Source organism: Phycisphaeraceae bacterium, from assembly GCA_019636675.1.
Taxonomy (GTDB): domain Bacteria; phylum Planctomycetota; class Phycisphaerae; order Phycisphaerales; family UBA1924; genus JAHBXC01.
In genome coordinates this window covers 34,000-55,240 of the sequence record JAHBXC010000001.1, presented here as the reverse complement: position 1 = coordinate 55,240, position 21,241 = coordinate 34,000, and the positions used below count along the sequence as shown (strand labels likewise).

Here is a 21,241-nt window from a genome sequence, read left to right as displayed (position 1 = left end):
TCGCACGGAGGTCGGCCAGCACGATGCACAACTTCGCCAACAGCATGAAAACCGCGATGATGCTCGGGGGCATGATCGCTCTGTTCGTCGCGGTCGGGAGCTTCTGGGGCCAGGAGGGCATGATCCTCGGGCTGCTCTTCGGCGGCGCGATGAACGTCGTCGCCTGGTTCTTCTCGGACAAGATCGCGATCGCCGCGATGCGCGCCAAGGAGGTGGACGCCCAGTCCGCCCCTGCGCTCTACGCGAGCGTCGAGCGCCTGGCCGCCAACGCGAACCTGCCGATGCCCAAGGTCTACATCTGCCCGCACGACGCGCCCAACGCGTTCGCGACCGGGCGCTCGCCGCGCAAGAGCGCCGTCGCCGTGACGCAGGGGCTGCTGAGACTGATGAACCAGCAGGAAGTCGACGGGGTGATCGCGCACGAGCTGGCGCACATCAAGAACCGCGACACGCTGATCTCGTGCATCGCCGCGACGATCGCCGGCGTTCTGGCGTTCCTGGCGCAGTGGGGCTTCTTCTTCATGGGTGGGGCGCGTCGAGAGGGCGCGAACCCGCTGATGATGATCGTGGTGGTGATCCTGGGGGCGCTGGGCGCCGCCCTCATCAAGGCGATGATCAGCCGCACGCGAGAGTTCATGGCCGACGCCGACGGGGCGCGGATCGCCGGGACCGCCGAGGGCCTCGCCTCGGCGCTGCAGCGCCTCGATTCGCACTCTCGGCGCATCCCCCTGGTCCAGCCCAACCCGGCGATGAACAACCTGTTCATCGTCGAGCCGCTGTCGGGCAGCCGGGGCGGGATGACGCTGGTCAACATGTTCGCGACGCACCCGCCGGTCGAGGCCCGCGTCGAGGCCCTGCGCCGGCTCGCGCAGACCGAGAACCTCGGCGCCATCCGCTGACCGAGGTACGATCCTCTCGATGCGTCAGACGCTCCTGCGCCTCGCGCCCATCCTGCGCCTGACACGGGTCACCACCGCCTTCGCCGCCGTCGGCAACGTGTGGTTCGTGATCCTGTGGTCGCGCGCCGCGCAGCCGGGCGAGACCGGCGCCATCACCCTCTCAACGACCCCGACCTGGGCGCTGCTCCTCGCCGGGGCGCTCACCGCGATCTGCCTCTACGCGTTCGGCGCGTCGCTCAACGACATCCTCGATGTCCGGCGAGACCGGCTGCTCCACCCGCGACGCCCCATCCCCTCGGGTCGCCTCAGTCTCGACGGCGCGATCACGGTCGTCGCGCTGACGCTCATGCTCGCCGTGCTCGGGGCCACGCTGCTGGGCGCCTCGGCCGTCGTGCTGACCCTCTTCACCGCGTGCGCGATGATGCTCTATCACTCCGCCGCCAAGTTCATCCCCTCGAGCGGCGCCGTTCTCCTCTCGCTCATCTACGCTCTGCATATGTTCATCCCCAACGCCGATCTCGCCTTCGTCTGGCCGGTGTGGTGGGTGATGACGCACTCGCTGGCGATCTCGCTGATCACGCACCGCCTGAGCGGGCGACGCCCCCGGCTTACCGGCGTCTCGATCGCGCTGGCGCTGGCCGGGTGGGCGTTCTGGTCGGCAGTGCTCTTGTGGGTCGGCGTCCGCCGCAGCGGAATCTGGCCCGACTGGATCCCCGTGACAGCGCTCCTGGGTCCGGTGATCCTGTCGATGCTCTTCGCCTGGTTCGCGTACCTCAAACTGCGTCGCTCGTCCACGCCGCAGGCCGCCGCGGACAAGCTCGTCCGCTACGGCGCCCTGTGGCTGACGATCTACAACACCGCGTGGCTGATGGGCGCCGGCGAGCTTGGCGCGGCGTTGCTGCTGGGCGCGCTGGCGTGCGCAGGCGTGCTCGGCATGACCCTGCTGCGCGAGCTGTACTCGTTCGTCGAGCACCCGCTGACCTACCGGCTCTGACGCCGGTCAGGTCCATCCAAGGGCGTAGAAGATCGCCGTGAAGAGCAGGTCGGCGATGACGACCGCAACGACGGACTCGACCACGGTGTTCGTCGTGGCTCGACCGACGCCGGCGGCGCCCCCGGTGACCTTCAGCCCGTTCGCGCAGGCGATGAGCCCGATCAGCATCCCGAAGATGCCGCCCTTGGCCAGGCCGGTCAGAAAGTCGCGAGGCAGGACCTGCTCGACCGTGCTGTCGTAATAGACCTTGGGAGGGATGTCGAGCACCGTCGCGCCGCAGACCATGCCCGAGGTGATCGCCGCGATGTCGGAGATGACCGCGAGGCAGATGAGCGCAGTGGTCGTCGCGATCACGCGCGGGACCACGAGGAATCGCACCGGGTTGAGCGCGATGCTCTCGAGCGCCTCGATCTCCTCGCCGACCACCATCGTGCCGATCTCGGCCGCGATCGCGGCGCCGGCGAACCCGGTGAGCACGATCGCCGCGATGAGCGGCCCCAGCTCGCGGAGCACCGCGACGGCGATGATGTTGGGCACGAGGCCCTTGGCGCCGAAGTCGTCGAGCGGGGGCGCCATCTGCAACGCCAGGATGAACCCCACCGCCGCCGACACGAGCGACACGATCAGGATCGAGTTCACGCCCACGCGAACGAGCTGCGAGATGATCGCTCGCCGGCCGAGCCGCACGCGCCGGACCGTCAGGCCCATCCAGAGCCAGCGGAGGGTGTCGACGAGCAGCCACCACACGCCCCCGATGTGCGCGATCGTGTCGAGCGATCGTTCGCCAAGCGACGCGAGCGCGCGCGCTCCCGGCGCGGTCCGTCGCGGGTCGAGTTGGTTGTTCTGGTCTGCGTCGGCCATGCGTTACCCGTCGAGACGATACCACGCGGGCGTCGCCCGAGCGAGACGCTCAGGCGTGCATCGCGGCGTCGACATCGGTCACGACCTGGAAGACCGTGTCGAGGCGCGCGATCTCGAAGATCGAGCGGACGCGCTCCTGGAGCCCGCAGAGCAGCAGCGTGTAGCCGCCCCTTCGCGCGAGCTGCATGGCCTCGACGAGCGTCGCAACGCCGGAGCTGTCCATGTACGGAACTTCGGAAAGATCAACGATCATCCGCTTGGTCTTCTTGTCGGTGACGGCCTTGAGCTGCTCGCGCAGCGCAGGAGAGCGGTTGAGATCGACATCGCCAACCGGGCGGACGACCACGGCGTCGCTGCGCCGTTCGACTTTGATCTCGATAGTGTCGCCGTTAGCCATTCGTGGTGCCGCAACCCTTCTTGGTGCAGTCGGCAGGGGCCTGCCCGGACTGTTCGCTCATGTCGATCTCGCGCCCGCCCGCTTCGGGGAGCCGGCGCACGAGGGAAAGGCGCATCCCGCTGGCGTCGCGACGCTCGTAGACGACCTCATCCATGACCTCACGGATGATGTGGACGCCGAGCCCGCCGGGGCGGATCTCTTCGAGTGCTCTGCCCTTGATCTGCGCCGGGTCGACCTGTCGCGCCTCGTCTTCGATCACGATCCTGATCCCGCCCGACTGGCGCCCGGACGCGGCGACCGGCCACAGCTTGATCCAGATCGGCCCGTCGGTGCGCTGCGCGTACCCGTGCCGGATCACATTGCAGATCGCCTCGTCAACGGCGAGCGCGACCTGCCCGGCGCAGCGGTCGTCGAAGCCGAACTGGCGACAGAACTCGTGCACCAGCCGGCGCGTCGGCGCGAGATATCTCGGCTGACTCAGCAGCTGCACGACCATGTGCGGCGAGGCGTGGCCCGAGGCGTTGGTCGGGGGTGTGGTGTGGCCCGTGGTCTGGGTCATAGTCCGCCGCTGGCTCCTGTGCCCGCCGGGGGGACGACCCCCGGGGCTGTTCGGGCGCGTTCATCGCGCCACCATGAAACCCATCGGTCCGCGGCCTCGGTCCGCTTCTGTTCCGGATCGGCAAATCCATACCCGAGGGTCTGGCCCGTCATCGATTCCAACGCCCGGATCGCCAGCATCCGCTCCGCCGGGTCGTCCGACCAGAGGGAGTCGATGAGGTCCGGGATCGCCCCGGAGTCCCGGGCCGCCGCGGCGTCCCCGATCGCCTTGGTCCGCCCGATGGGGCCCCCGGACTCGAACGACGGGTCCTGTCCCGACCCCCCGCACCCGGCGAGCAGGCCCAACGCGACGAGCAGCGCCATCGGGGCGCACGGCGGCACGGGCTGGAGAACCGATCGGGACACGCCCTGAGTCTACCTCCCTCGCCCAGAACCCGGCGGAGATCGCCTACCATCGCGATTCCTGCGGCGGAGCCCCCTCCGGCGCCCGCGCAGGGCTCGCTCTCCACCCCACGCGACCACGCCCATGACCACGCCATCTCTCTCGTCGCTCCCTCACGCCGAGGTCATCCCCGTCCTCGATTTCGGCTCGCAGACCGCGCAGCTCATCTGTCGTCGCGTCCGAGAAGCCGGCGCGTTCTCGCTGCTCGTCTCTCCCAAAATCACCGCCGCCGAACTGCGCGCGCTCAACCCCAAGGGCATCATCCTCTCGGGCGGGCCCTCGTCCGTCTACGACTCGGGCGCCCCTCGCTGCGATCCGGAGATCTTCAACCTGGGCGTCCCCGTCCTGGGGATCTGCTACGGCATGCAGCTCGCGTGCCAACTCATGGGCTGCGAGGTTTCGCGCGCCAGCCACCGCGAGTTCGGGCGCGCCAACCTCGAGCTCAAGGACTCCGCCGCGCGCGAGAAGGGCGACCTCTTCCACGCGATCCCCCAGCGCACCGCGGTCTGGATGTCTCACGGCGATCAAGTCCAGGGCATCGACGCGAAGTTCGACACCCTCGCCAGCACTCCGACCTGCCCCAACGCCGCCGTCCGGCACAAGACGCTCCCGTTCTTCGGCGTGCAGTTTCACCCGGAAGTGACGCACACGCCCCACGGTGTCGAGATCCTCCAGAACTTCCTCTACGAGATCTGCAAGTGCGCCGGCACCTGGCGCATGGCGGATTTCGTCGACACCGCCGCCCAGCGCATCCGCGAGCAGGTCGGCAAGGGACGCGTGATCTGCGGCCTCTCGGGCGGCGTCGATTCGTCCGTCTGCGCGGCGCTCATCCACAAAGCCATCGGCGACCAACTCACCTGCGTGTTCGTCGACAACGGCCTGCTGCGCAAGAACGAGCGCCCGCTCGTCGAGACGACCTTCCGCGACCACTTCGACATCGACCTGCATGTGATCGACGCGTCCGAGCAGTTCCTCTCTGACCTGTCGGGCGTCACCGATCCTCAGGAGAAGCGCAAGCGTATCGGCAAGCGCTTCGTCGACGTTTTCGACGAGGCATCGCGGTCCATAACGCCGAGGAAGGTCGCGGGCGCGAGCGACGAGTTCAAGTTCCTCGCGCAGGGAACGCTGTACCCCGATGTGATCGAGTCGGGCCACGGGCACGCGGGCCAGAGCGCGAACATCAAACTCCACCACAATGTCGGCGGGCTCCCCGAGAACATGGACTTCGCGCTCGTCGAGCCCCTGCGCGACCTGTTCAAGGACGAGGTGCGCAAACTCGGCGAGGTGCTGGGCGTCCCCGATCGCATCGTCTGGCGCCACCCCTTCCCCGGGCCGGGCCTCGCGGTGCGCGTGCTGGGCGAGGTGACGCGCGAGAAACTCGATGTCCTGCGCGACTGCGACGAGATCCTGCTCGAAGAGATCATCGCGGCCAACCTGTATCGCAGCACCAGCCAGGTCTTCGCGGTGCTCCTGCCCGTGCAGAGCGTGGGCGTGATGGGCGACGGGCGGACCTACGAGAGCGTCGTGGCGATCCGCGCCGTCGAGACGCAGGACTTCATGACCGCCGACTGGGCTCGGATCCCCTACCAGGTCCTCGCGACGATCAGCAACCGCATCATCAACGAGGTCCGCGGCGTGAACCGCGTGGTCTACGACATCTCCTCGAAGCCCCCGGCGACGATCGAGTGGGAGTGAGCGTCGGCCGATATAGTGAATGCCATGATCGCCCGATCAACGATCCAGTTCGACGCCAGCCCGGACCTCAAACGAGATCTGGAGGCGGAGGCACACCGCCTTCATCTCACGCTCGCGGCATATGTTCGATATCTCCACGAGAGACATCGTTCGAACGACCCTGCGCGGCTCGACCGAGTTGTCGAGCAGGTCTTTGGCACGCACGGGGAAGCGATGCGGAAACTGGCGGAATGATGAAGCCTGTTCAGCACCTCAACCTCGATGATGTGTTGTTCATTCACTCACTCGCGATCGAAGACCAGGGGGGTGACCACGGCATCCGTGATCACGGCTTGCTCGAGTCCGCCATGGCACAACCGAAGCAGTCATTCGGTGGCTCGCCGGTCCACACAACCCTGGAAGAAGTCGCAGCCGCATACCTGTTTTACATCTGCCGGAATCACCCATTCATTGACGGTAACAAGCGAGCCGGATACGGCGCCATGATCGGGTTCCTCGCGGTGAATGGCGTTGGTGTTCGTGCGAGACGGGATGAAGCGGTTGAGATGGTGCTCGCGATCGCGAGCGGTGTCTCGGGCCGTGAAGCGATCGTCGAGTGGGTGAAGCCGCGGATGCATCCGCTCGATGGGCGATCCTGATGATCCCCCGCGCCATCCCCATTACCGCCAACGACCCCGCCTTCCCCCCCTACGAAGTCCTCGTCGGGTCGGGGTTGCTGTCCGACCTCGGGCCAACCCTCGCGAACACGCTCGGCGCCGACCGGCGCGCGTTCCTGATCTACGACCGCGACCTGCCCCAGGAGCATGTCGCCGAGGCGTCGCGCTCGCTCGCGCACCACGGCTACGCGGTGTCGTCCGCCTTCGGCGTCGCGACGGAAACCGAGAAAACCCTCGACAGCGCCGAGCGCCTGCTCGAAGAGGTCGCCATCACCAGGCACGAGCGGCGCGACCCGATCGTCGCGCTGGGCGGGGGCATCGTGGGCGACCTCGCCGGCTTCGTCGCCGCCACCTACCGGCGCGGCGTGCCGGTCGTGCAGTGCCCGACCACCCTGCTCGCGATGGTCGACGCGTCGGTCGGGGGCAAGACCGGCGTCAACCTCGCCACCGAGCGCGGGCTGCTCAAGAACTTCGTCGGCGCGTTCCATCAGCCGGCGCTCGTCGTCGCCGATGTCAAGACGCTCGCGACGCTCTCCGACCGTCAATTCTGCGCCGGGCTCGCGGAGTGCGTCAAGCATGCGCTGCTGAGCGCGGACTGCGGCGACGCTGACCTTCTCGCATGGATGGCCTCGACAATGCCGCGGTTTCTTGCGCGAGAGAGCGAGGCGCTCACCGACCTCGTCGCGCGCAATGTTGCGGTCAAGGCGCGCGTCGTGCGCGACGACCCGCGCGAGGAGCGTGCGACTTCGGACGGGTCCGGCCTCTCGCGCATGCTGCTCAACCTCGGGCACACCTTCGCCCACGCGTTCGAGACGCTGCCCGGCGTCGCGCCGCTCGATCGCGCGTCCGACACCCCGCTCCTCCACGGCGAGGCGGTCGCGCTGGGCCTCGTCGCCGCGTGCGCCGCGGGTGAACACCTGGGGATGACCGATCCCGAGACGACGCGACTCGCGCTCGCCGCGCTGACCGCGGCGGGCCTCCCCACGCGCGCGATCAACCTGCCCCCCAGCGAAGACCTGGCGGCGCGCATGATGCACGACAAGAAGGTCGCGCAGGGGAAACTGCGGCTGATCGTCCCCACGGGGCCCGGGCGTTGCACGATCATTCCCGACGCGCCGCACGAGGCAGCGATCGCCGGGCTCGACGCGATCCGCGCTTGAGCAGTGCCAGCCCCCCCCTAATCAAGGACCGATTCGGGCAACGGTATGTACAGGGCGCCCCCACCCGTCGTGGGTCGCTATTCGCGTCCCCCTAGATTATCAAGCCCCGAACCGGACCCTTCCGATGGATAGGGCGCGTGGATTGCGCGGCCGTGAAGCCGCCCATCGCGGGCTCACCTCTCCCACAGCCCCCACGCCCGGAGCCACGGACCCGGCCCGGAACCCCTGCCCCGAGGGGATTGCGCGTGCGCACCGTCGCGATCATCAATCAGAAGGGTGGATGCGGGAAGACGACCACCGCCGTCAACCTCGCCGGCGTTCTTGCGCGACGAGGCCTGAAGACGCTGCTCATCGACCTTGACCCGCAGTCCCACTGTGCCGCCGGGCTCGCAATCCCCGACTCGGCGATCGACCGGCACATCGGCGACGCGATGCTCGCCCCGGAGCGCATCTCGTCCGAACGGGCCCGGCTCGTCTGGCGCGCCGGGAGGAACCTGGACCTGGTGCCCAGTTCCATGCGCCTCGCGGGGCTCGAAGCCGCACGCGGCGGGCTGGCGGAACTCGACGATCGCGACCAGCGCCTCGAGCAGGCGATCAAGGCCATCTGCGATTCCGCCCCTCGCGACACGGGCGAGCCGTACGACTGGTGCGTCATCGACTGCCCCCCATCCATCGGACTGCTGACCTACAACGCGCTGCGCGCCGCGACCGAGGTCGTGATCCCGGTCGAGACCGGGTTCTTCGCGATGAAGGGCGCCGGGAAACAGGCGAACACCATCCGCTCGCTCGCGCGCCGCCTGGGCGGGAGCACGCCCTACTTCATCCTGCCCACGATGTACGAAGACGACAGCCCGCTCTCTCGCGCGCTGCTCAGCGAGATCCGTGAGAACTTCGCGGATCGGCTGATCCCCGTCATCATCCGTCGCGACGAGAAGCTGCGCGAAGCGACCTCGATCGGCCAGCCCATCAGCGAGTACGCGCCAAGCTCCACGGGCTCGCTCGACTACGCGGCGCTCGCCGACTGGCTGCTCAGCGCGACATCCTCGCGCAGGGGCGCCGCCGAGCAGATCGTCGATCTCAAGCCCGCCGCGACCCTCGCCGGGCTCGACGATTCGACCGAGACAGAGACCGTCAACTCCTCCGACGCCCCGACGCCCGCTCAGGCTGCGCAACCCGTCGCGGAGCGCGACCCGGTGCTGAGCCGCGCCGCCGAGCTCGCGGCACGCGCGCGCCAGCTTGTCGAGCAGAGCCGCAAGCTTCAGGACCGTCTCGCGAGCGACCCTCGTGTCTCCCGCGCGATGCACCGCTTCGACGACGCGCTCGTGGGTCAGAGCGAGCCGGAGACGCCCGTGGTCGACACGCGCCCGGCGAGCGTGCCCTCGGCGCGACCGCCTTTCGTGGGCGTGCGACACGCGCCCGATGGCGTGCGGTTCATCTTCCCCGGCCGACCCGAGCAGCGCGTTTCGGTCGCGGGCGACTTCAACAACTGGTCGCCCTCGGCGGCGGTCATGGAGTACGACGCGCGCCTCGGCGCGCACGCGATCACGCTGACGCTCCCGCCCGGGCGGCGTCAGTACCGGCTCGTCGTTGACGGGCGATGGATCGCCGACCCGCACAACCCCGAGACGCAGCGCAACGCGTTCGACGAGGTCAACAGCGTCGTCGCCGTCCGTCCGAGCGTCCCCTCCGAACTGAACCATCACGCGCACGCCGGCGTGGAGGCCGGCTCGTGACCAGCTACCCATCCGATCATCTCACGCCCCGCGTCACTCCGGAGTACGACGCGCTCGCCGAGCTTTTCCTTGGCGCCGACGCCCCCGCTCCGGCGCGGATCGAGGCCAAGCCGGCGCCGCGCCCTGCCGACCCGCCACTGCGTCTCGCCGGGGTCGAGCCGGATCTTCACAGCGATGAACCGCCTGCTCCCGCGCGCGACGCAGCCGTCATCGACGCGGTGATCCTGGGCAGTCTCCCGGTCTACGCCAGCGCGTGGCTCCTCCAGCACGCGCGCGATCAGTCGCAGAAAGACGCGGCTCCGGTCGCGCTCGTGCGAACGCTCTCGGGCGAGTGCTCCGTCGATGTCGTCGGCATCGCGCCGGGCGATATCCCGAAGGACGCGATGTCATCTCTCGACGCCGCGCTCGCGTTTGTCGCTGCTTCGTGCGCACGGGTTCTGCTGCGCACGGGCGAGACGAGCGAGCACGACCTCGCGTCCCACCCGGCGGTCGGGGCCATCACGATCCTCACCGGCGTCGACGACCCGGCGCTCGTCGCCGCGTACCGCACGGTCAAGGCCATCCACTCGTGCGAGAAGCCCATCCGCATCGCGACCATGGGCGCTCCCGAAGCCGACTCGCGTCGCGCGTTCGACAAGATCTCCCGCGCCGCCGGCGCATTCCTCGAAACCCCGGTCGAATTCGCCGGGCACGTCGAGAAGATCGAGCCGGCCCCCAGCGTGTGCCTGCACAGGGGCGCATCACGGGTGTCGCTCGAATCCCTTCTCGATTCGATCCGGTCGCGCCCCGTTCCCGTGAGCCCGCCCGATCCGGAGTACTCGACTGACGAGAATCAGTCCTCGGACGCGGCCCCGGAGCCGGATGCCCCGCGCGATCCACCGGCTCTCGCGACCGACGCGCCAACGCCGGACGATGCGCCGAGCCACGCGCGTGCGCCCGCTCCAATCGTTGAGCAGACGCCCACCCTCGCGTCGCGAGTGAAGGGTCTCGCCCTCACGCCCATCAAGGCGCCGGGGTGTGCGCGCGTCGAGATCGCGGTCGATGCCGCCGGCCGCGTGCACCTGCTGCTCGAGGAGCAGCACGACGAACCTCGCGCCGGCGGCGTCGCCGAGCTTCTCGCGGCCGGGGCCTGGGCACGCACGAACGCGTCGCTCCTGGCGACTGCGTGCGCGACGCTGCTCGGGGCGCCGGTCGACGAGACGGCGGCCCCCTCGCTCCACCTCTTCACGAGCGACCCGCGCCGGGTGCGTCCTCTGCTGGACGCCGACATCCGGCTGCACTTCCTGGGCCGAGTCGAAATTGACGGCAGGCGCGCGTGGTGCGTCGCCGAACTGAACTGACGCACGCCTGCCGCCGCGGCGCATGCCGCGTGATCCGCACTCTCGCTGCCGGCTCTCAGCCGGCGCGCGGAGGGTCTTTCTTCGAGCCCGACGCCTCGACTGGAGAGCCGTTGACCTCCGAAGCGACGGTCGCCGCGCCGTCAACGCCGGGACCGACGATCGCCGTCCTCGACTGGGCGAGCGTCACGGCGGCGGACGGCTTCGAGACCGAGGCGCGCCAGCGGTCCATCGCTTCCTTCGCCGGCGCGTCAGCGGCGCCGAAGATGAGCTGCTTCGCGTCGAGCACCAGCGTCAACAGCATCGGCACGATGCCGAGCGTGAAGATCGACGCGAACAGCAGGCCGCCCAGGACGACCGAGCCCAGACCTCGGTACAACTCCGAGCCGGCGCCGGGCTGCAGGACGAGGGGCGACATGCCGATGACCGAGGTCATCGTGGTCATCATGATGGGCCGGAAGCGGGTGCGCACCGACTCGACGACGGCGGCCCGCGGGACCATCGGCTCGATCGCGTCCGATTCCGTCTCGCCGAACCCACGCATGAAGTTGAGCGCCTGCGCGACGATGAGCACCGCGTTGTTGACGACGATGCCGATGAGGATGACGAATCCGAGCATCGTGAGCGTGTCGAGCTGTTGCGTCGGGTCAAACTCGTGCACGAGGCGCAGCCCGAGGATGCCGCCGATGAGGGCGAGGGGCACCGTCACCATGATGACCATGGGGTAGAGGAAGCTCTCGAAGAGCGCGCACATGAGCAGGTAGCAGAACAGGATCGCGAGGAACATGCGGCTGGTCAGGATCGAGACCAGCGTGCTCCACAGCCCCCCGGTCCAGTCGCCCAGCATCGCCTCCTGCACCTGCGTGAGTTTGCTCGCGGCGCCGCTGAGGTTGGTCTGCACGGAGGGCGGGATGACGCCCTGCTCGCGCATGGGCGCGATGAGGTCGGTCTGGATGGTGCGCATCACGTCCTCGAGCGCGATGCCGACGGGCGCCGAGATGTTCAGCGTGATGGCGCGCATGCCCTCCGAGCGGTTGATCTGCTGGGGCGAATCGACGCGGCTGAGCGTCGCGAGCGAGCCGATCGAGGAGATCCTGCCCGAGGGCGTCGCGAGGGGCACGCTTGCGATCTCGGTGAAGTCGATCGACGGGCTGGCCCAGTCGTTCTGGCGCTGCTCGATCACGCGCAGGTCGATGCGGCGCCCGCCGTCCTGGAACTCGCCGATGATCGCTCCGTCGCCCAGCGCGCGCACGCCGAGCGCGACGTCGGAGACATTGAAACCGACCTCAGCGGCGCGAACGCGATCGACCTCGACGCGCACCTCCTGGCTGGAGATGTTGAAGTTGCCGGGATCGGGGCGGATGGACTCGAACACGCCGCGACCGACGAACTCGAAGCCCTTGCCCATGAGCGCGCCCGCGGCGTTGCGCACCTCGTTGAGGTCCTCGCCCACGATCTCGAGCTCGACCGAGTTGCCCGAGCCGAACCCGCCCACCTGGAACAGCGGGAGCTGGATCGGGAACGCGAACACACCAGGGGCGGCCTGCGGCCCGGCGGCCTGCTGGAAGAGCGTGATGAGCGGGCGGATGCGGTTCTCGTCCGAACTGATCGCGCCCATGAACATGCCGCCGGGCGTCGCGACGAAGAAGAAGTTGTCGATCGGCGCCGGCTGCACCTCGGTCAAACGCCCGGTGACCGGGTCGGGCCCGGTGACGCGCGGCAGGGCGGCGGCTTCGGGCGAGCCCGGCGCTGCCTCCCAGTACGGCTTGATGGTCTCTTCGACGCGCAGGCCCAGGCGCTGCTGCATCGCGAGGTTGTACCCCGGGGGAGGGATCAGGAACGCGAAGATCAGGTTGCGGTTGCCGGCGGGCAGATAGCTCGCGGGCGGCAAAAGCAGCGTCGCGCTCACGAGTGCGCCGAGCGTCACGCCGGCAACGATGACCAGACGCGCCAGCCATGATCGCATGACGCGCTCGAGCAGCGAGACATAGCCGTCGCGCAGCCGCACCGCGCCCCTGCCGAGCGAGCGGAACGGCGCCCGGAGCGCGCCGGCGAGGCGACTTTCTCGCTTCTTGGCCGCCGCCAGTCGCGACTCGGCGCTGGGGACGCCCGACTTGAGCAGGCGCGCCGCGGCCATGGGGATCAGCGTGATCGAACCGAAGAGCGACAGCACAACCGCGGCGCAGATCGCCAGCGCGATATCGCGGAACAGCTGGCCGACCTCCTCCTGGATCGTCAGGACCGGCGCGAAGACGATGACGGTCGTGAGCGTCGAGACGAGGACCGCGGCCCAGACCTCGCGCGCGCCGCGGAGCGCCGCCGCCGGGGCAGCGTCGCCCAGCTGCCTGCGCCGGTAGATGTTCTCGAGCACCACGATGGCGTTGTCGACCACCATGCCCGTCGCGAACGCCATCCCGGCGAGACTGATGACGTTGATGTTCCGGCCGAGCAGGTTCAGGAACACGAACGAGCCGATGATCGACACCGGGATGGTGACGGCGACGATGAGCGTCGCGCGGACCGAGCGGAGGAAGACGATGAGGACCAGCACCGCGAGCACGCCGCCGATGTAGATGTTGCTCTGCACGAGCGAGAGCGCCTGGAAGATGTAGACGGTCTGGTCGTAGACCTGGGTCATGCGCATCGGCTCGGCGAGGCCCAGGCGTCTGGACTCCTGCTCGAGCATGCCTCCGGGCCCGTTCAGCTCGTCGATCCTCGATTTGAGCGAGGACATGACCGCCAGCACGTTGGAGCCGGGCTCGCGCTGCACGTTGATCGCGAGCGAGGTGGTTCCGTTCTGGCGGACCTCGCTGGTGGCTTCCTTGTACGACAACTCGACGGATCCGACGTCGCGGAAGTAGACTGGCCCGCCCGGGCTGAAGCCGATGACGGTGTTGAGGATCTGCTCCGGCGTCTCGTACTCGCCCACGACGCGCAGTCGCACGTCGCGCTTGCCCTCGGGCAGCTGGCCGGCCGACGCGTTGATGTTCTCCGAGCGCAGCGCCGAGACGAGCTGGGGGAAGGTGATCCCGCGCAGCGCGAGACGCTCCGCGTCGACGAGGACGCGGGCCTCGCGCTCGACGCCGCCCAGCACATTGATCTCGGAGACGCCGGGGGTTCGCTCGAGGTAGGGCTTGACGCGGTCTTCGAAGAAGTCGAAGGCCTGTCGCATGTCGAACGCCGGATCGCCGGTCTTGACGATGATCCACGCGATGTAGTCGCGGTCGCGGTCGTCGCCGGTGCGCACGACGGGCTCGTCGACGTTCTCGGGGTAGCTTGGGACCTCGCGCAGGCGGTCGGAGACCTCTCGGAGGGCGACGTCCTTGTTGGTCCCGATCGCGAACTCGAGCGTGATGACGCCCTCGTCCTGCTGCGAGACCGAGCGCATTTTGACGAGGTTCGTGACGCCGCGGAGCTTCTCTTCCTGCTTGTCGATGATCTCGCGTTCGATCTCGAGGGGGCTGCTGCCCTCCCACCGGGTGCGGACCGTGATGTTGGTCTTGTCGATGTTGGGCGTGAGCTGCACGGGCACCGCCGCCAGACTCAGCAGGCCGGCGAGGACGAGCACGATCGCCCCGACGATGACCGTGACCGGCCGGTTGATGCAGAGCTGGATGAGACTCATCGCGCACGCTCCTGGCCCGACGCGACGCCTCCGGTCGGGACGGAACCGGGTGCGCCGGGGGTCGGGGGCGGCGCGTCGAGCGTCTCGGGGTTGACGATCATGAGGGGCTGGCCGGGGAACAGGATGCGTTCGTTGCCCTCGACGACGACGGCGGCGCCTGGGAACGCGGGCCCGCTGATCACCCGGATCGCGACCCACTCACCCGTGCGGAAGAGCTGCTCGACGCGCGCCGGCAGGGCGATGCGCCCCTGCTCGGTGGGCGTGGCGGTGTACACGAACCAGCCGGCGTCGTCGCGCAGGAGCGCGTCGGCGGGCGCGAGCATCGCGGGACCGCGCACGCCGGTGGGGATGGACGCGACGACCGTCATGCCCGGGTGCACGAGACCCCTGTCGTTGGGCGCCTCGACGCGCACCGGGAAGGTGCGGGCCGCCGCGTCGGCGACCGGAACCACGCTGGCCTTTGTTGCCTCGATCTCGACCCCGGCGGCCTCGACGCGGATGCGCAGCGCGCCCTCGCTGGACTCGAGCGCGTTGATGTATCGCTGGGGCACATCGAGGTAGAAATCGACCGTGTCGGTGGTCACGAGCTCGATGACCGGGGCCCCGACGCCCGCCCACTCGCCTTCGTCCACCAGCTTGGCGGTGACGCGCCCGTTGAACGGGGCCCGCACGGTCATGTCGGCGAGGCGTTCTTCCAGACGCGCGATGCGCGACTGCGCCGTGGCCACCTCGGCCCGGCGCTGGGCGACGCGCGCCCGCTGCGCGTCGCGCACCGACCGCGCGTCGGCGACCTCGTTCTCGGTCGCGCTCTGGCGCCGGAAGAGCTCTTCGAGGCGAGAGAGATCGCGCTCGCGCTGCGTCTCGAGCGATTCCGCTTCGGCGAGCAGCGCCGCCGAAGCGTCGAGCGTGGCGCGTTCGCTCACGAGATCGATCTTCAGCAGGTCGTCGTCGAGGGTGACGAGGATGTCGCCCCGCTTGACGCGGTCGCCCTCGCGCACGCGCACCTCGTGGACGCGCCCCGGCTCGCGCGACGCGACCCGTGACCGCTGCGTGGCGCGCGCCTCTCCCGTCGCGGTGGCGCGCAGGTCGACCGGGCGCATCTCGATCAGCCCGACGCGCACCGCCGCCGAGGGCGGGCCCCCGTCCTGCATCGCGACCGCGCCGCCCGCGCTGATCCCAAGCAGCACCGTCGACAGAACGCTCCCACGGAACATGGCTCGCTGCTTCACGGCTCTCACTCCTTGCGTTGATCCAGGAAGGTCTCGAACGCGCTCAGGTTCTCGATCAGGTGATCGAGCTTGCTCTTGAGCAGTTCGACATCCCGCGCGTCGAGCCGCGCGAGGAACCACTGATCGAAGTTCTCACCCAGCGCGTGGCACGCATCGACGACGGCGCGTCCCCGCTCGGTCAATCGCACGAACGTGGAGCGCCCGGCGCCCGGTGAGCTGAACCTCTCAACGAGGCCCTCGCCCTCGAGCGACACGACCATCCTGCTGACGTTCTGCGCGCTGAGCATCGCGTCGCCGCTCAGGTCCGCGATCCGGGGCGGCTCTTCGTAACGGCTGATCACGCACAGCATCAGCCAGCGTGCGCTGGTGATGCCCAGCGGCGCCGTGAGCCGGTCGCCGATGCGCATCGTGATGTTGTGGATGATGAAGAACCGCGTGATCAGCGGGAGGTCGTTGACGCACTCGGGGCAAGCGGCGCCCTCCGCCGCGGCGATGGCCGCCGCGAGGCGTTCCGCCTCGACCGAACAGCCCCTGCCCACGCTTTGTGCCGCCGACTCGTCCATGCGAGGGAACGGTACCCCTCGCCGGCATCAAGTCAACATGTTGACTTACTCTTCACACCCGCCCGACCCGCCGGCCCTCAGGCCGATTCCTTGCGCTTCACGCGCATGTCGGCCAGACGCCTGGGGTTGGAAATGTCCTGCTCGTCGATGATGTATTCCGCGCCGGTGTTGTCGAGGTCGGGCAGATCGAACATCAGCTCGAGCATGATCTCTTCCATGACCGCGCGGAGCGCGCGGGCGCCCGTCTTGCGCTCGCGCGCCTTCTTCGCGATCGCGAGGAGCGCGTCCTCGGTGAAGGTCAGCTTGGCGCCCTCGAGCGAGAAGAGGTGCTGGTACTGCTTTACGAGCGCGTTCTTGGGCTCCTGCAGCACCATCATGAGCGTGTCGAGCGACAGCGGCTCCAGCGGCGTGACGACCGGCAGACGACCCACCAGCTCGGGGATCATGCCGTACTCGATCACGTCCTGCGCCGAGACGTGCATCAGGATCTCGGCCGCTTCCTGGATCGCGTCCTCGTTCATCGCCGCCTGCGAGGTGAAGCCGATGCGCTTGCGACCGAGACGACGACGAATAATGTCCTCGAGCCCGACGAACGACCCGCCGCAGATGAAGAGGATGTTCGAGGTGTCGAGCTGGATGTACTGCTGCTCGGGGTGCTTGCGCCCGCCCTGTGGGGGGACGTTGGCGACCGTTCCCTCGAGCATCTTGAGCAGCGACTGCTGGACGCCCTCGCCGCTGACGTCGCGGGTGATCGAGACGTTGCTCGAGGTCTTGCCGATCTTGTCGATCTCGTCGATGTAGATGATGCCGCGCTGCGCGCTCTCGAGGTCGTAGTCGGCTGCCTGGAGGAGCTTGAGCAGGAGGTTCTCGACGTCCTCACCGACGTAGCCGGCCTCGGTGAGCGTGGTCGCATCGCCGATGGCGAAGGGCACATTCAGCATGCGCGCCAGCGTCCTGGCGAGCAGCGTCTTGCCCGAGCCGGTGGGCCCGATGAGCAGCACGTTGCTCTTGTCCAGCTCGACGGGCGACTGGTCGTTCTCGATCTGGGTGAGGCGCTTGTAGTGGTTGTGGACCGCGACGGCGAGGGACTTCTTCGCCTGGGTCTGGCCGACCACGTACTGGTCCATGAACTCCTTCACCTGGCGCGGCGAAGGGATGGTGCCGAGCATGGGGCGCGACGACGACACGCGTCGGCGCTCCTGCTTGAAGATGTTCTGGCAGAGGTCGACGCAGTTCGAGCAGATGTAGACCTCGCTGGGGCCCTCGACCATCGGGCCGACCTCGCGGGAGGTCTTGCCGCAGAAGGAGCAGGTCGTGACGCGACGCCCACGGAAGCCGCCGTCGCCGCCGCCGGATCCGCCGGGGCCGCCCGGGCCACCGGAGCCGCCGCCTCCCGCGTTTGCGCCGGAGCCGGTCGTGCTGGTGGGTCCCTCTCCATCCATTCGGTTCTTGGCCATGCGGTCCTCTGGCTGGTGTGCGCAGGGTCAGTCGACGCGGACGAAGCCGCGGCCGCGCGACGATGGTGAGTCTATCGGCTCGCCGAGCGCGATTCTCGATGCGCCGAGGCACAGGATCAGAACTTCATTTCCGACGGACACTTGTCCGCAGCGTTCTCGGTCCTGGTTCGGACCAACGCGAGGAAACCGCTCGGATTACTCGCGCTGATCGGGCTTTGGAAGCGGGTCTCCGGTCAGGTCCGTCCCCGGCGCGGCCTGCATATGGAAACCGTCCTGCCCGTGCCCGGTGGAGGGCCGGGCGCCCTGGGGCTTCCCCCCCGCCGCCCCGACGATGGCGGCCCGCGCCGCGTCGAACTCCTCGTCGCTCAGCTCGCCCGACGCGTGCAGGCGCCGCAGGTCCGCCAGTGTTAGCCCCAGCCCCGACCCGGTCTGGTCGGAGAGCGCGCGGTGCCTGATCCTGAGCACGATCCAGAAGCCCAGGAGCGAGGCGACGATGAGCGCCGCCGCCCATATCGCGATGATCCCGGCGCTCCCCGTCACCGCTGGTCCTTCATGACCCGCCCCGATCGCATCACGACGCGCACGCGACGCATGGCGGACGCATCGTCGAGGGGCGAACCATCGAGCGCGATGATGTCGGCCTCCATGCCGGGGCGCAGCGCGCCGACGCGATCGGCGATGCCGCAGAGATCGGCGGCGTTGACCGTGGCTGCGACGAGGGCGTCCATGGGGGACATGCCGGCCTCGACCATGAGCTCGAACTCGCGCCCGTTCTCGCCGTGCTTGCCGACGCCGCAGTCGGTGCCGTAGGCGATCTTGACGCCCTCGCGCGCCGCACGCCCGAGCGCGCCCTGCATGATGGGTCCGACGGCGCGCGCCTTGTCGCGCACCGCGGGGACGAAATAGCCCTCGACGTCGGCCAGCTCCGCGACGGTGACGCCCGCGAGGATCGTGGGCACGAGATAGGCGCCGGTCTTCTTGAAGAGCGCGATCGCCTCGTCGTCGAGGTACGACCCGTGCTCGATGGAATCGACGCCGGCGCGCAGCGCGGACTTGATCCCATCGGCGCCGTGCGCGTGGGCCGCGACCTTTCGTCCCAGCGCGTGGGAAGTCTCGACGATGGCTCGGAGCTCGTCCTCGAAGAACTGCTGGCCGATGCCCTGCGCGGTCTGCGAGAGCACGCCGCCGGTCGCGGTGAGCTTGATGAGATCGGCGCCGCGTTTGACCTGGTGGCGGACGGCCTTGCGCGCCTCGTAGGGACCGTCGGCGACTCCGACGAAGGGCAGCGGGTAATCGAAAAGGTCGTCGCGGAAGCCGTGAGTGGAGTCGCCGTGCCCGCCGGTGGGCGTGATGCTCTCGCCGGACGCGAGGATGCGCGGGCCGTCGATGCGTCCGGCGTTGATGGCGTCGCGCAGAGCGAAGATCGCGTCTCCCGACGAGCCGACGTCGCGGACGGTGGTGAACCCGGCGTCGAGCGTGCGCTTCGCGTGGATGATGGCGTGGATCGTGGCGTCGGCGTCGGACTCCTGCACCGCGCGGAGGCGCGAGTCCTTGGACATCTCGCCGGTGAGGTGCACGTGACAGTCGATCATGCCGGGCATGACGAACAGACGCGACGCGTCGATGACGGTGGCGTCCATGTCGCGCACGAACCCGTCCCGGATCTCGGCGATCTTTCCGTCACGGATGAAGACGCTCGCGTTGCGGCGCGGCGGCTTGCCCGGCTCGTCCAGGAGCGTGCCGCAATGCACGACGACCAGGCCCGCGTTCGCGAGCGCCTGCGCCGGCGCGAACGACAGCGCCAGGATCGAACAGAGGATCCAGGAGACGACCCCGGCGAACGCGTGGTTGCGCACGGCGAGTCCTTTCGGCAGTGAGAGAGAGCACGGGCTGTGCCGCCGATCACGCGCCGGCGGACTTCTTCATCTCGGCGTCGAACTTGTCGGCGGCGACCTCGTCGACCTTCGCCTTGCTCAGCAGCTGGTCCATGGCCTTGTGCTCGCGCACCTGCTGGACGACGAAGCCGATCTGGCGGTTCTCGATGAGGTCGTTGCGCAGCTTCTCGGGGCGCTCGTTGCGCTCGTAGGCCATCTGCGCGATGCGCCCGTTGACCTCGCCCTCGGTGACGCCGACGTTGAAGTCGGTCGCGACCTTGTCGAGGATGAAGAACAGCTTCAGCTCGCGGCTCGAGAGCTCGTGCGACTGCGAGCGCAACTCGGCGACGCGGTCCTCGACCGCGATCGGGTCGAGCCCGCGGTACATCAGCTCGAGGCGGGCGCGCTGGAGGCGGCGCTCTGCCTGCTGGGCGCTGAGCTTCTGGGGCAGCTCCATCTCGGTGTTCTTGAGCAGGTAGTCCGCGATCTGCTGGCGCATCGCCGACTGCTGCTGGATGAGGACGCGCTGCTGGAGGCGGCTGCGCATCGCGTCGCGAAGGCCCGCCTCGTTCTCGAAGCCGAAGCGCTCGCAGAGCGTGTCGATGGGCAGGGGCTCGATGCGATAGACGTTGGCGATCTCGAAGGTGATGGTCAGGTCCTTGCCGCGGACGGACTCTGTCTCGTGGCCCTCGGGCCCCTTGGCCTTGACGGTCACGGTGTCGCCCTTCTTGGGCAGCCCGACCTGCTTGGCGAAGTCCTCGACGAGCACGCCCAGGATCTGGCCCTTGTCGACGCCTTCCTTGGGGATCTGGATGACCGCGCCGTTGATGTCGAGCGCGGGCTTGTCCTGGCCCTTGACGACGATCGTGCCGTGGCCCATGCAGTAATCGCCGCGCTGCGCGACGTCGCGCTCCTGCAGGTCGCCCTCGTTGACCTGGAAGCGCTCGACCTGCTCAGCGACGAGCTCGTCGGTGACTTCGTACATGGGCTTCTTGACGCCGATCGCGTCGAGGGCGGGGAGCGTGAACTCGGGGGCGACCTCGACCTCGACGGTGAACTTGAGGGGCTTGTCGCCGGAGAGGTCGGCGTCTTTCAGCTCGTCGCCGCCGTCGGGCTCGCCCAGCACGCGGAGCTTGTGCTTCTCGATGGCCTTGCTGTACGCGGCCGAGACGATGCGGTTGCGCGCCTCGTCGCGAGCGGCCTTGCCGTACATGCGCTCGACGAGCGCGCGCGGGGCCTTGCCCTGTCGGAAGCCCTTGATAACCGCGGCGCCCATGAGCGTGTCGAAGGTCGAGCCCAGCGCGGCGCGCACCGCCTCGGCGGGCGCCTCGATGTGGAGCTTCTTGCGGCAAGGGCCGGCGTCGGACACGGTCACGATCGGGTCGAAGGAGGCCGCGTCGGCGGGAGAGGTCTGCATGGTGCTCATCGGTCAGAGGGTTCCAAAAAGAACGGCGTCTGGGCCGCGACGCGGCCCGGGCGCAGGGATGAACCGGGGGCAAACGAACAGTCAGGCGCGGGACGGTCTCCGCGCGTGACCGACAGCATACCTCCCCCGTTCGGACAGTCGAGCCCGCCATTTATCCAAACATCATACAAACAGGCCGCCCTCACAGACGAAAAAGTCATACGAAAACCTCACAGGACCCCGAAAAACCCCTCGCGTCCCGGGCCGGTTTGTGGCAGTATCTGCGTACGGAACCATGAAAGTCCCCGGGTCGCGACCCGTCAGTGATCGGACAACGGCTTACTCAGCGGAGGCCC

Annotated in this window: 19 protein-coding genes; 8 read left to right on the top strand and 11 right to left on the bottom strand. The window is 68.8% G+C overall.

All coding sequences use genetic code 11. From position 1 onward, the window contains the following. Nucleotides 1–23 precede the first annotated feature (23 nt). A complete protein-coding gene (locus tag KF684_00220) occupies nt 24–899 on the top strand; it encodes a M48 family metalloprotease (protein MBX3351335.1) in 876 nt (291 codons plus the stop codon). 19 nt (nt 900–918) lie between these two features. Beyond that, a complete protein-coding gene (locus KF684_00215) occupies nt 919–1,893 on the top strand; it encodes a UbiA family prenyltransferase (protein MBX3351334.1) in 975 nt (324 codons plus the stop codon). Between the two features lie 6 nt (nt 1,894–1,899). Here the strand turns inward: KF684_00215 and KF684_00210 are convergent, their stop codons facing one another. The 4 genes from KF684_00210 to KF684_00195 are packed head-to-tail and all read right to left on the bottom strand — an operon-like array spanning nt 1,900 to nt 4,114. After that, entirely contained in the window at nt 1,900–2,754 is an 855-nt protein-coding gene (locus tag KF684_00210) for an ABC transporter permease (GenBank protein ID MBX3351333.1), read from the bottom strand. 49 nt (nt 2,755–2,803) lie between these two features. Beyond that, the gene (locus KF684_00205; GenBank protein ID MBX3351332.1) at nt 2,804–3,151 is read right to left on the bottom strand and encodes an STAS domain-containing protein; all 348 of its coding nucleotides are present in this window, start codon (nt 3,149–3,151) and stop codon (nt 2,804–2,806) included. Then, nucleotides 3,144–3,710: an ATP-binding protein gene (locus KF684_00200; GenBank protein MBX3351331.1), complete on the bottom strand. Its 567-nt coding sequence runs from the start codon at nt 3,708–3,710 to the stop codon at nt 3,144–3,146. The genes KF684_00205 and KF684_00200 overlap by 8 nt, the downstream gene beginning before the upstream one ends. Continuing rightward, the gene (locus KF684_00195) at nt 3,707–4,114 is read right to left on the bottom strand and encodes a hypothetical protein (GenBank protein ID MBX3351330.1); all 408 of its coding nucleotides are present in this window, start codon (nt 4,112–4,114) and stop codon (nt 3,707–3,709) included. The genes KF684_00200 and KF684_00195 overlap by 4 nt, the downstream gene beginning before the upstream one ends. A gap of 121 nt (nt 4,115–4,235) precedes the next feature. Between KF684_00195 and guaA the strand changes: the two genes are divergently transcribed. From guaA to KF684_00165, 6 genes are all read left to right on the top strand, one after another. After that, nucleotides 4,236–5,846 carry a glutamine-hydrolyzing GMP synthase gene (guaA, locus tag KF684_00190; protein MBX3351329.1) on the top strand — a complete coding sequence of 537 codons (1,611 nt, stop codon included), beginning with the start codon at nt 4,236–4,238 and terminating at the stop codon, nt 5,844–5,846. A 24-nt stretch (nt 5,847–5,870) separates the two neighbouring features. Further along, nucleotides 5,871–6,080: a hypothetical protein gene (locus KF684_00185; protein ID MBX3351328.1), complete on the top strand. Its 210-nt coding sequence runs from the start codon at nt 5,871–5,873 to the stop codon at nt 6,078–6,080. Further along, nucleotides 6,077–6,484 (top strand): type II toxin-antitoxin system death-on-curing family toxin, encoded by a 408-nt coding sequence (locus tag KF684_00180; protein MBX3351327.1) that lies wholly within the window; start codon nt 6,077–6,079, stop codon nt 6,482–6,484. Before KF684_00185 ends, KF684_00180 begins: the two co-directional genes overlap by 4 nt. After that, nucleotides 6,484–7,662, top strand: coding sequence for a 3-dehydroquinate synthase (locus KF684_00175; protein MBX3351326.1), 1,179 nt, complete (start codon nt 6,484–6,486; stop codon nt 7,660–7,662). The genes KF684_00180 and KF684_00175 overlap by 1 nt, the downstream gene beginning before the upstream one ends. A gap of 245 nt (nt 7,663–7,907) precedes the next feature. Further along, entirely contained in the window at nt 7,908–9,395 is a 1,488-nt protein-coding gene (locus KF684_00170) for an AAA family ATPase (protein ID MBX3351325.1), read from the top strand. After that, the gene (locus KF684_00165) at nt 9,392–10,735 is read left to right on the top strand and encodes a hypothetical protein (GenBank protein MBX3351324.1); all 1,344 of its coding nucleotides are present in this window, start codon (nt 9,392–9,394) and stop codon (nt 10,733–10,735) included. The genes KF684_00170 and KF684_00165 overlap by 4 nt, the downstream gene beginning before the upstream one ends. Nucleotides 10,736–10,790: 55 nt before the next feature. On the opposite strand, the gene KF684_00160 is transcribed toward KF684_00165, so the two are convergent. The 7 genes from KF684_00160 to tig form a co-directional block, all read right to left on the bottom strand. Further along, on the bottom strand, nt 10,791–14,357 hold the full coding sequence (locus KF684_00160) for an efflux RND transporter permease subunit (GenBank protein ID MBX3351323.1): 3,567 nt from the start codon (nt 14,355–14,357) through the stop codon (nt 10,791–10,793). Then, nucleotides 14,354–15,586: an efflux RND transporter periplasmic adaptor subunit gene (locus tag KF684_00155; protein ID MBX3351322.1), complete on the bottom strand. Its 1,233-nt coding sequence runs from the start codon at nt 15,584–15,586 to the stop codon at nt 14,354–14,356. Before KF684_00155 ends, KF684_00160 begins: the two co-directional genes overlap by 4 nt. A 5-nt stretch (nt 15,587–15,591) precedes the next feature. After that, nucleotides 15,592–16,149 (bottom strand): MarR family transcriptional regulator, encoded by a 558-nt coding sequence (locus KF684_00150; GenBank protein MBX3351321.1) that lies wholly within the window; start codon nt 16,147–16,149, stop codon nt 15,592–15,594. Nucleotides 16,150–16,226: 77 nt separating this feature from the next. After that, nucleotides 16,227–17,591, bottom strand: coding sequence for an ATP-dependent Clp protease ATP-binding subunit ClpX (gene clpX / locus KF684_00145; protein ID MBX3351320.1), 1,365 nt, complete (start codon nt 17,589–17,591; stop codon nt 16,227–16,229). Nucleotides 17,592–17,801: 210 nt separating this feature from the next. After that, nucleotides 17,802–18,146 carry an SHOCT domain-containing protein gene (locus KF684_00140; protein ID MBX3351319.1) on the bottom strand — a complete coding sequence of 115 codons (345 nt, stop codon included), beginning with the start codon at nt 18,144–18,146 and terminating at the stop codon, nt 17,802–17,804. After that, nucleotides 18,143–19,462 (bottom strand): amidohydrolase family protein, encoded by a 1,320-nt coding sequence (locus tag KF684_00135; protein MBX3351318.1) that lies wholly within the window; start codon nt 19,460–19,462, stop codon nt 18,143–18,145. The genes KF684_00140 and KF684_00135 overlap by 4 nt, the downstream gene beginning before the upstream one ends. 46 nt (nt 19,463–19,508) lie before the next feature. After that, nucleotides 19,509–20,906, bottom strand: a complete 1,398-nt coding sequence (tig, locus tag KF684_00130) for a trigger factor (GenBank protein ID MBX3351317.1) — start codon at nt 20,904–20,906, stop codon at nt 19,509–19,511. Nucleotides 20,907–21,241: the final 335 nt, after the last annotated feature.

What these genes read in the sequence shown, in the direction of transcription:
- KF684_00220 (MBX3351335.1), top strand. Translation starts at nt 24, where the DNA reads ATGCACAACTTCGCCAACAGCATGAAAACCGCGATGATGCTCGGGGGC.
- tig (MBX3351317.1), bottom strand. Translation starts at nt 20,906, where the DNA reads ATGAGCACCATGCAGACCTCTCCCGCCGACGCGGCCTCCTTCGACCCG.
- KF684_00175 (MBX3351326.1), top strand. Translation starts at nt 6,484, where the DNA reads ATGATCCCCCGCGCCATCCCCATTACCGCCAACGACCCCGCCTTCCCC.
- guaA (MBX3351329.1), top strand. Translation starts at nt 4,236, where the DNA reads ATGACCACGCCATCTCTCTCGTCGCTCCCTCACGCCGAGGTCATCCCC.
- KF684_00210 (MBX3351333.1), bottom strand. Translation starts at nt 2,754, where the DNA reads ATGGCCGACGCAGACCAGAACAACCAACTCGACCCGCGACGGACCGCG.
- KF684_00200 (MBX3351331.1), bottom strand. Translation starts at nt 3,710, where the DNA reads ATGACCCAGACCACGGGCCACACCACACCCCCGACCAACGCCTCGGGC.
- KF684_00185 (MBX3351328.1), top strand. Translation starts at nt 5,871, where the DNA reads ATGATCGCCCGATCAACGATCCAGTTCGACGCCAGCCCGGACCTCAAA.
- KF684_00205 (MBX3351332.1), bottom strand. Translation starts at nt 3,151, where the DNA reads ATGGCTAACGGCGACACTATCGAGATCAAAGTCGAACGGCGCAGCGAC.
- KF684_00160 (MBX3351323.1), bottom strand. Translation starts at nt 14,357, where the DNA reads ATGAGTCTCATCCAGCTCTGCATCAACCGGCCGGTCACGGTCATCGTC.
- KF684_00215 (MBX3351334.1), top strand. Translation starts at nt 919, where the DNA reads ATGCGTCAGACGCTCCTGCGCCTCGCGCCCATCCTGCGCCTGACACGG.
- KF684_00180 (MBX3351327.1), top strand. Translation starts at nt 6,077, where the DNA reads ATGATGAAGCCTGTTCAGCACCTCAACCTCGATGATGTGTTGTTCATT.
- KF684_00150 (MBX3351321.1), bottom strand. Translation starts at nt 16,149, where the DNA reads ATGGACGAGTCGGCGGCACAAAGCGTGGGCAGGGGCTGTTCGGTCGAG.
- clpX (MBX3351320.1), bottom strand. Translation starts at nt 17,591, where the DNA reads ATGGATGGAGAGGGACCCACCAGCACGACCGGCTCCGGCGCAAACGCG.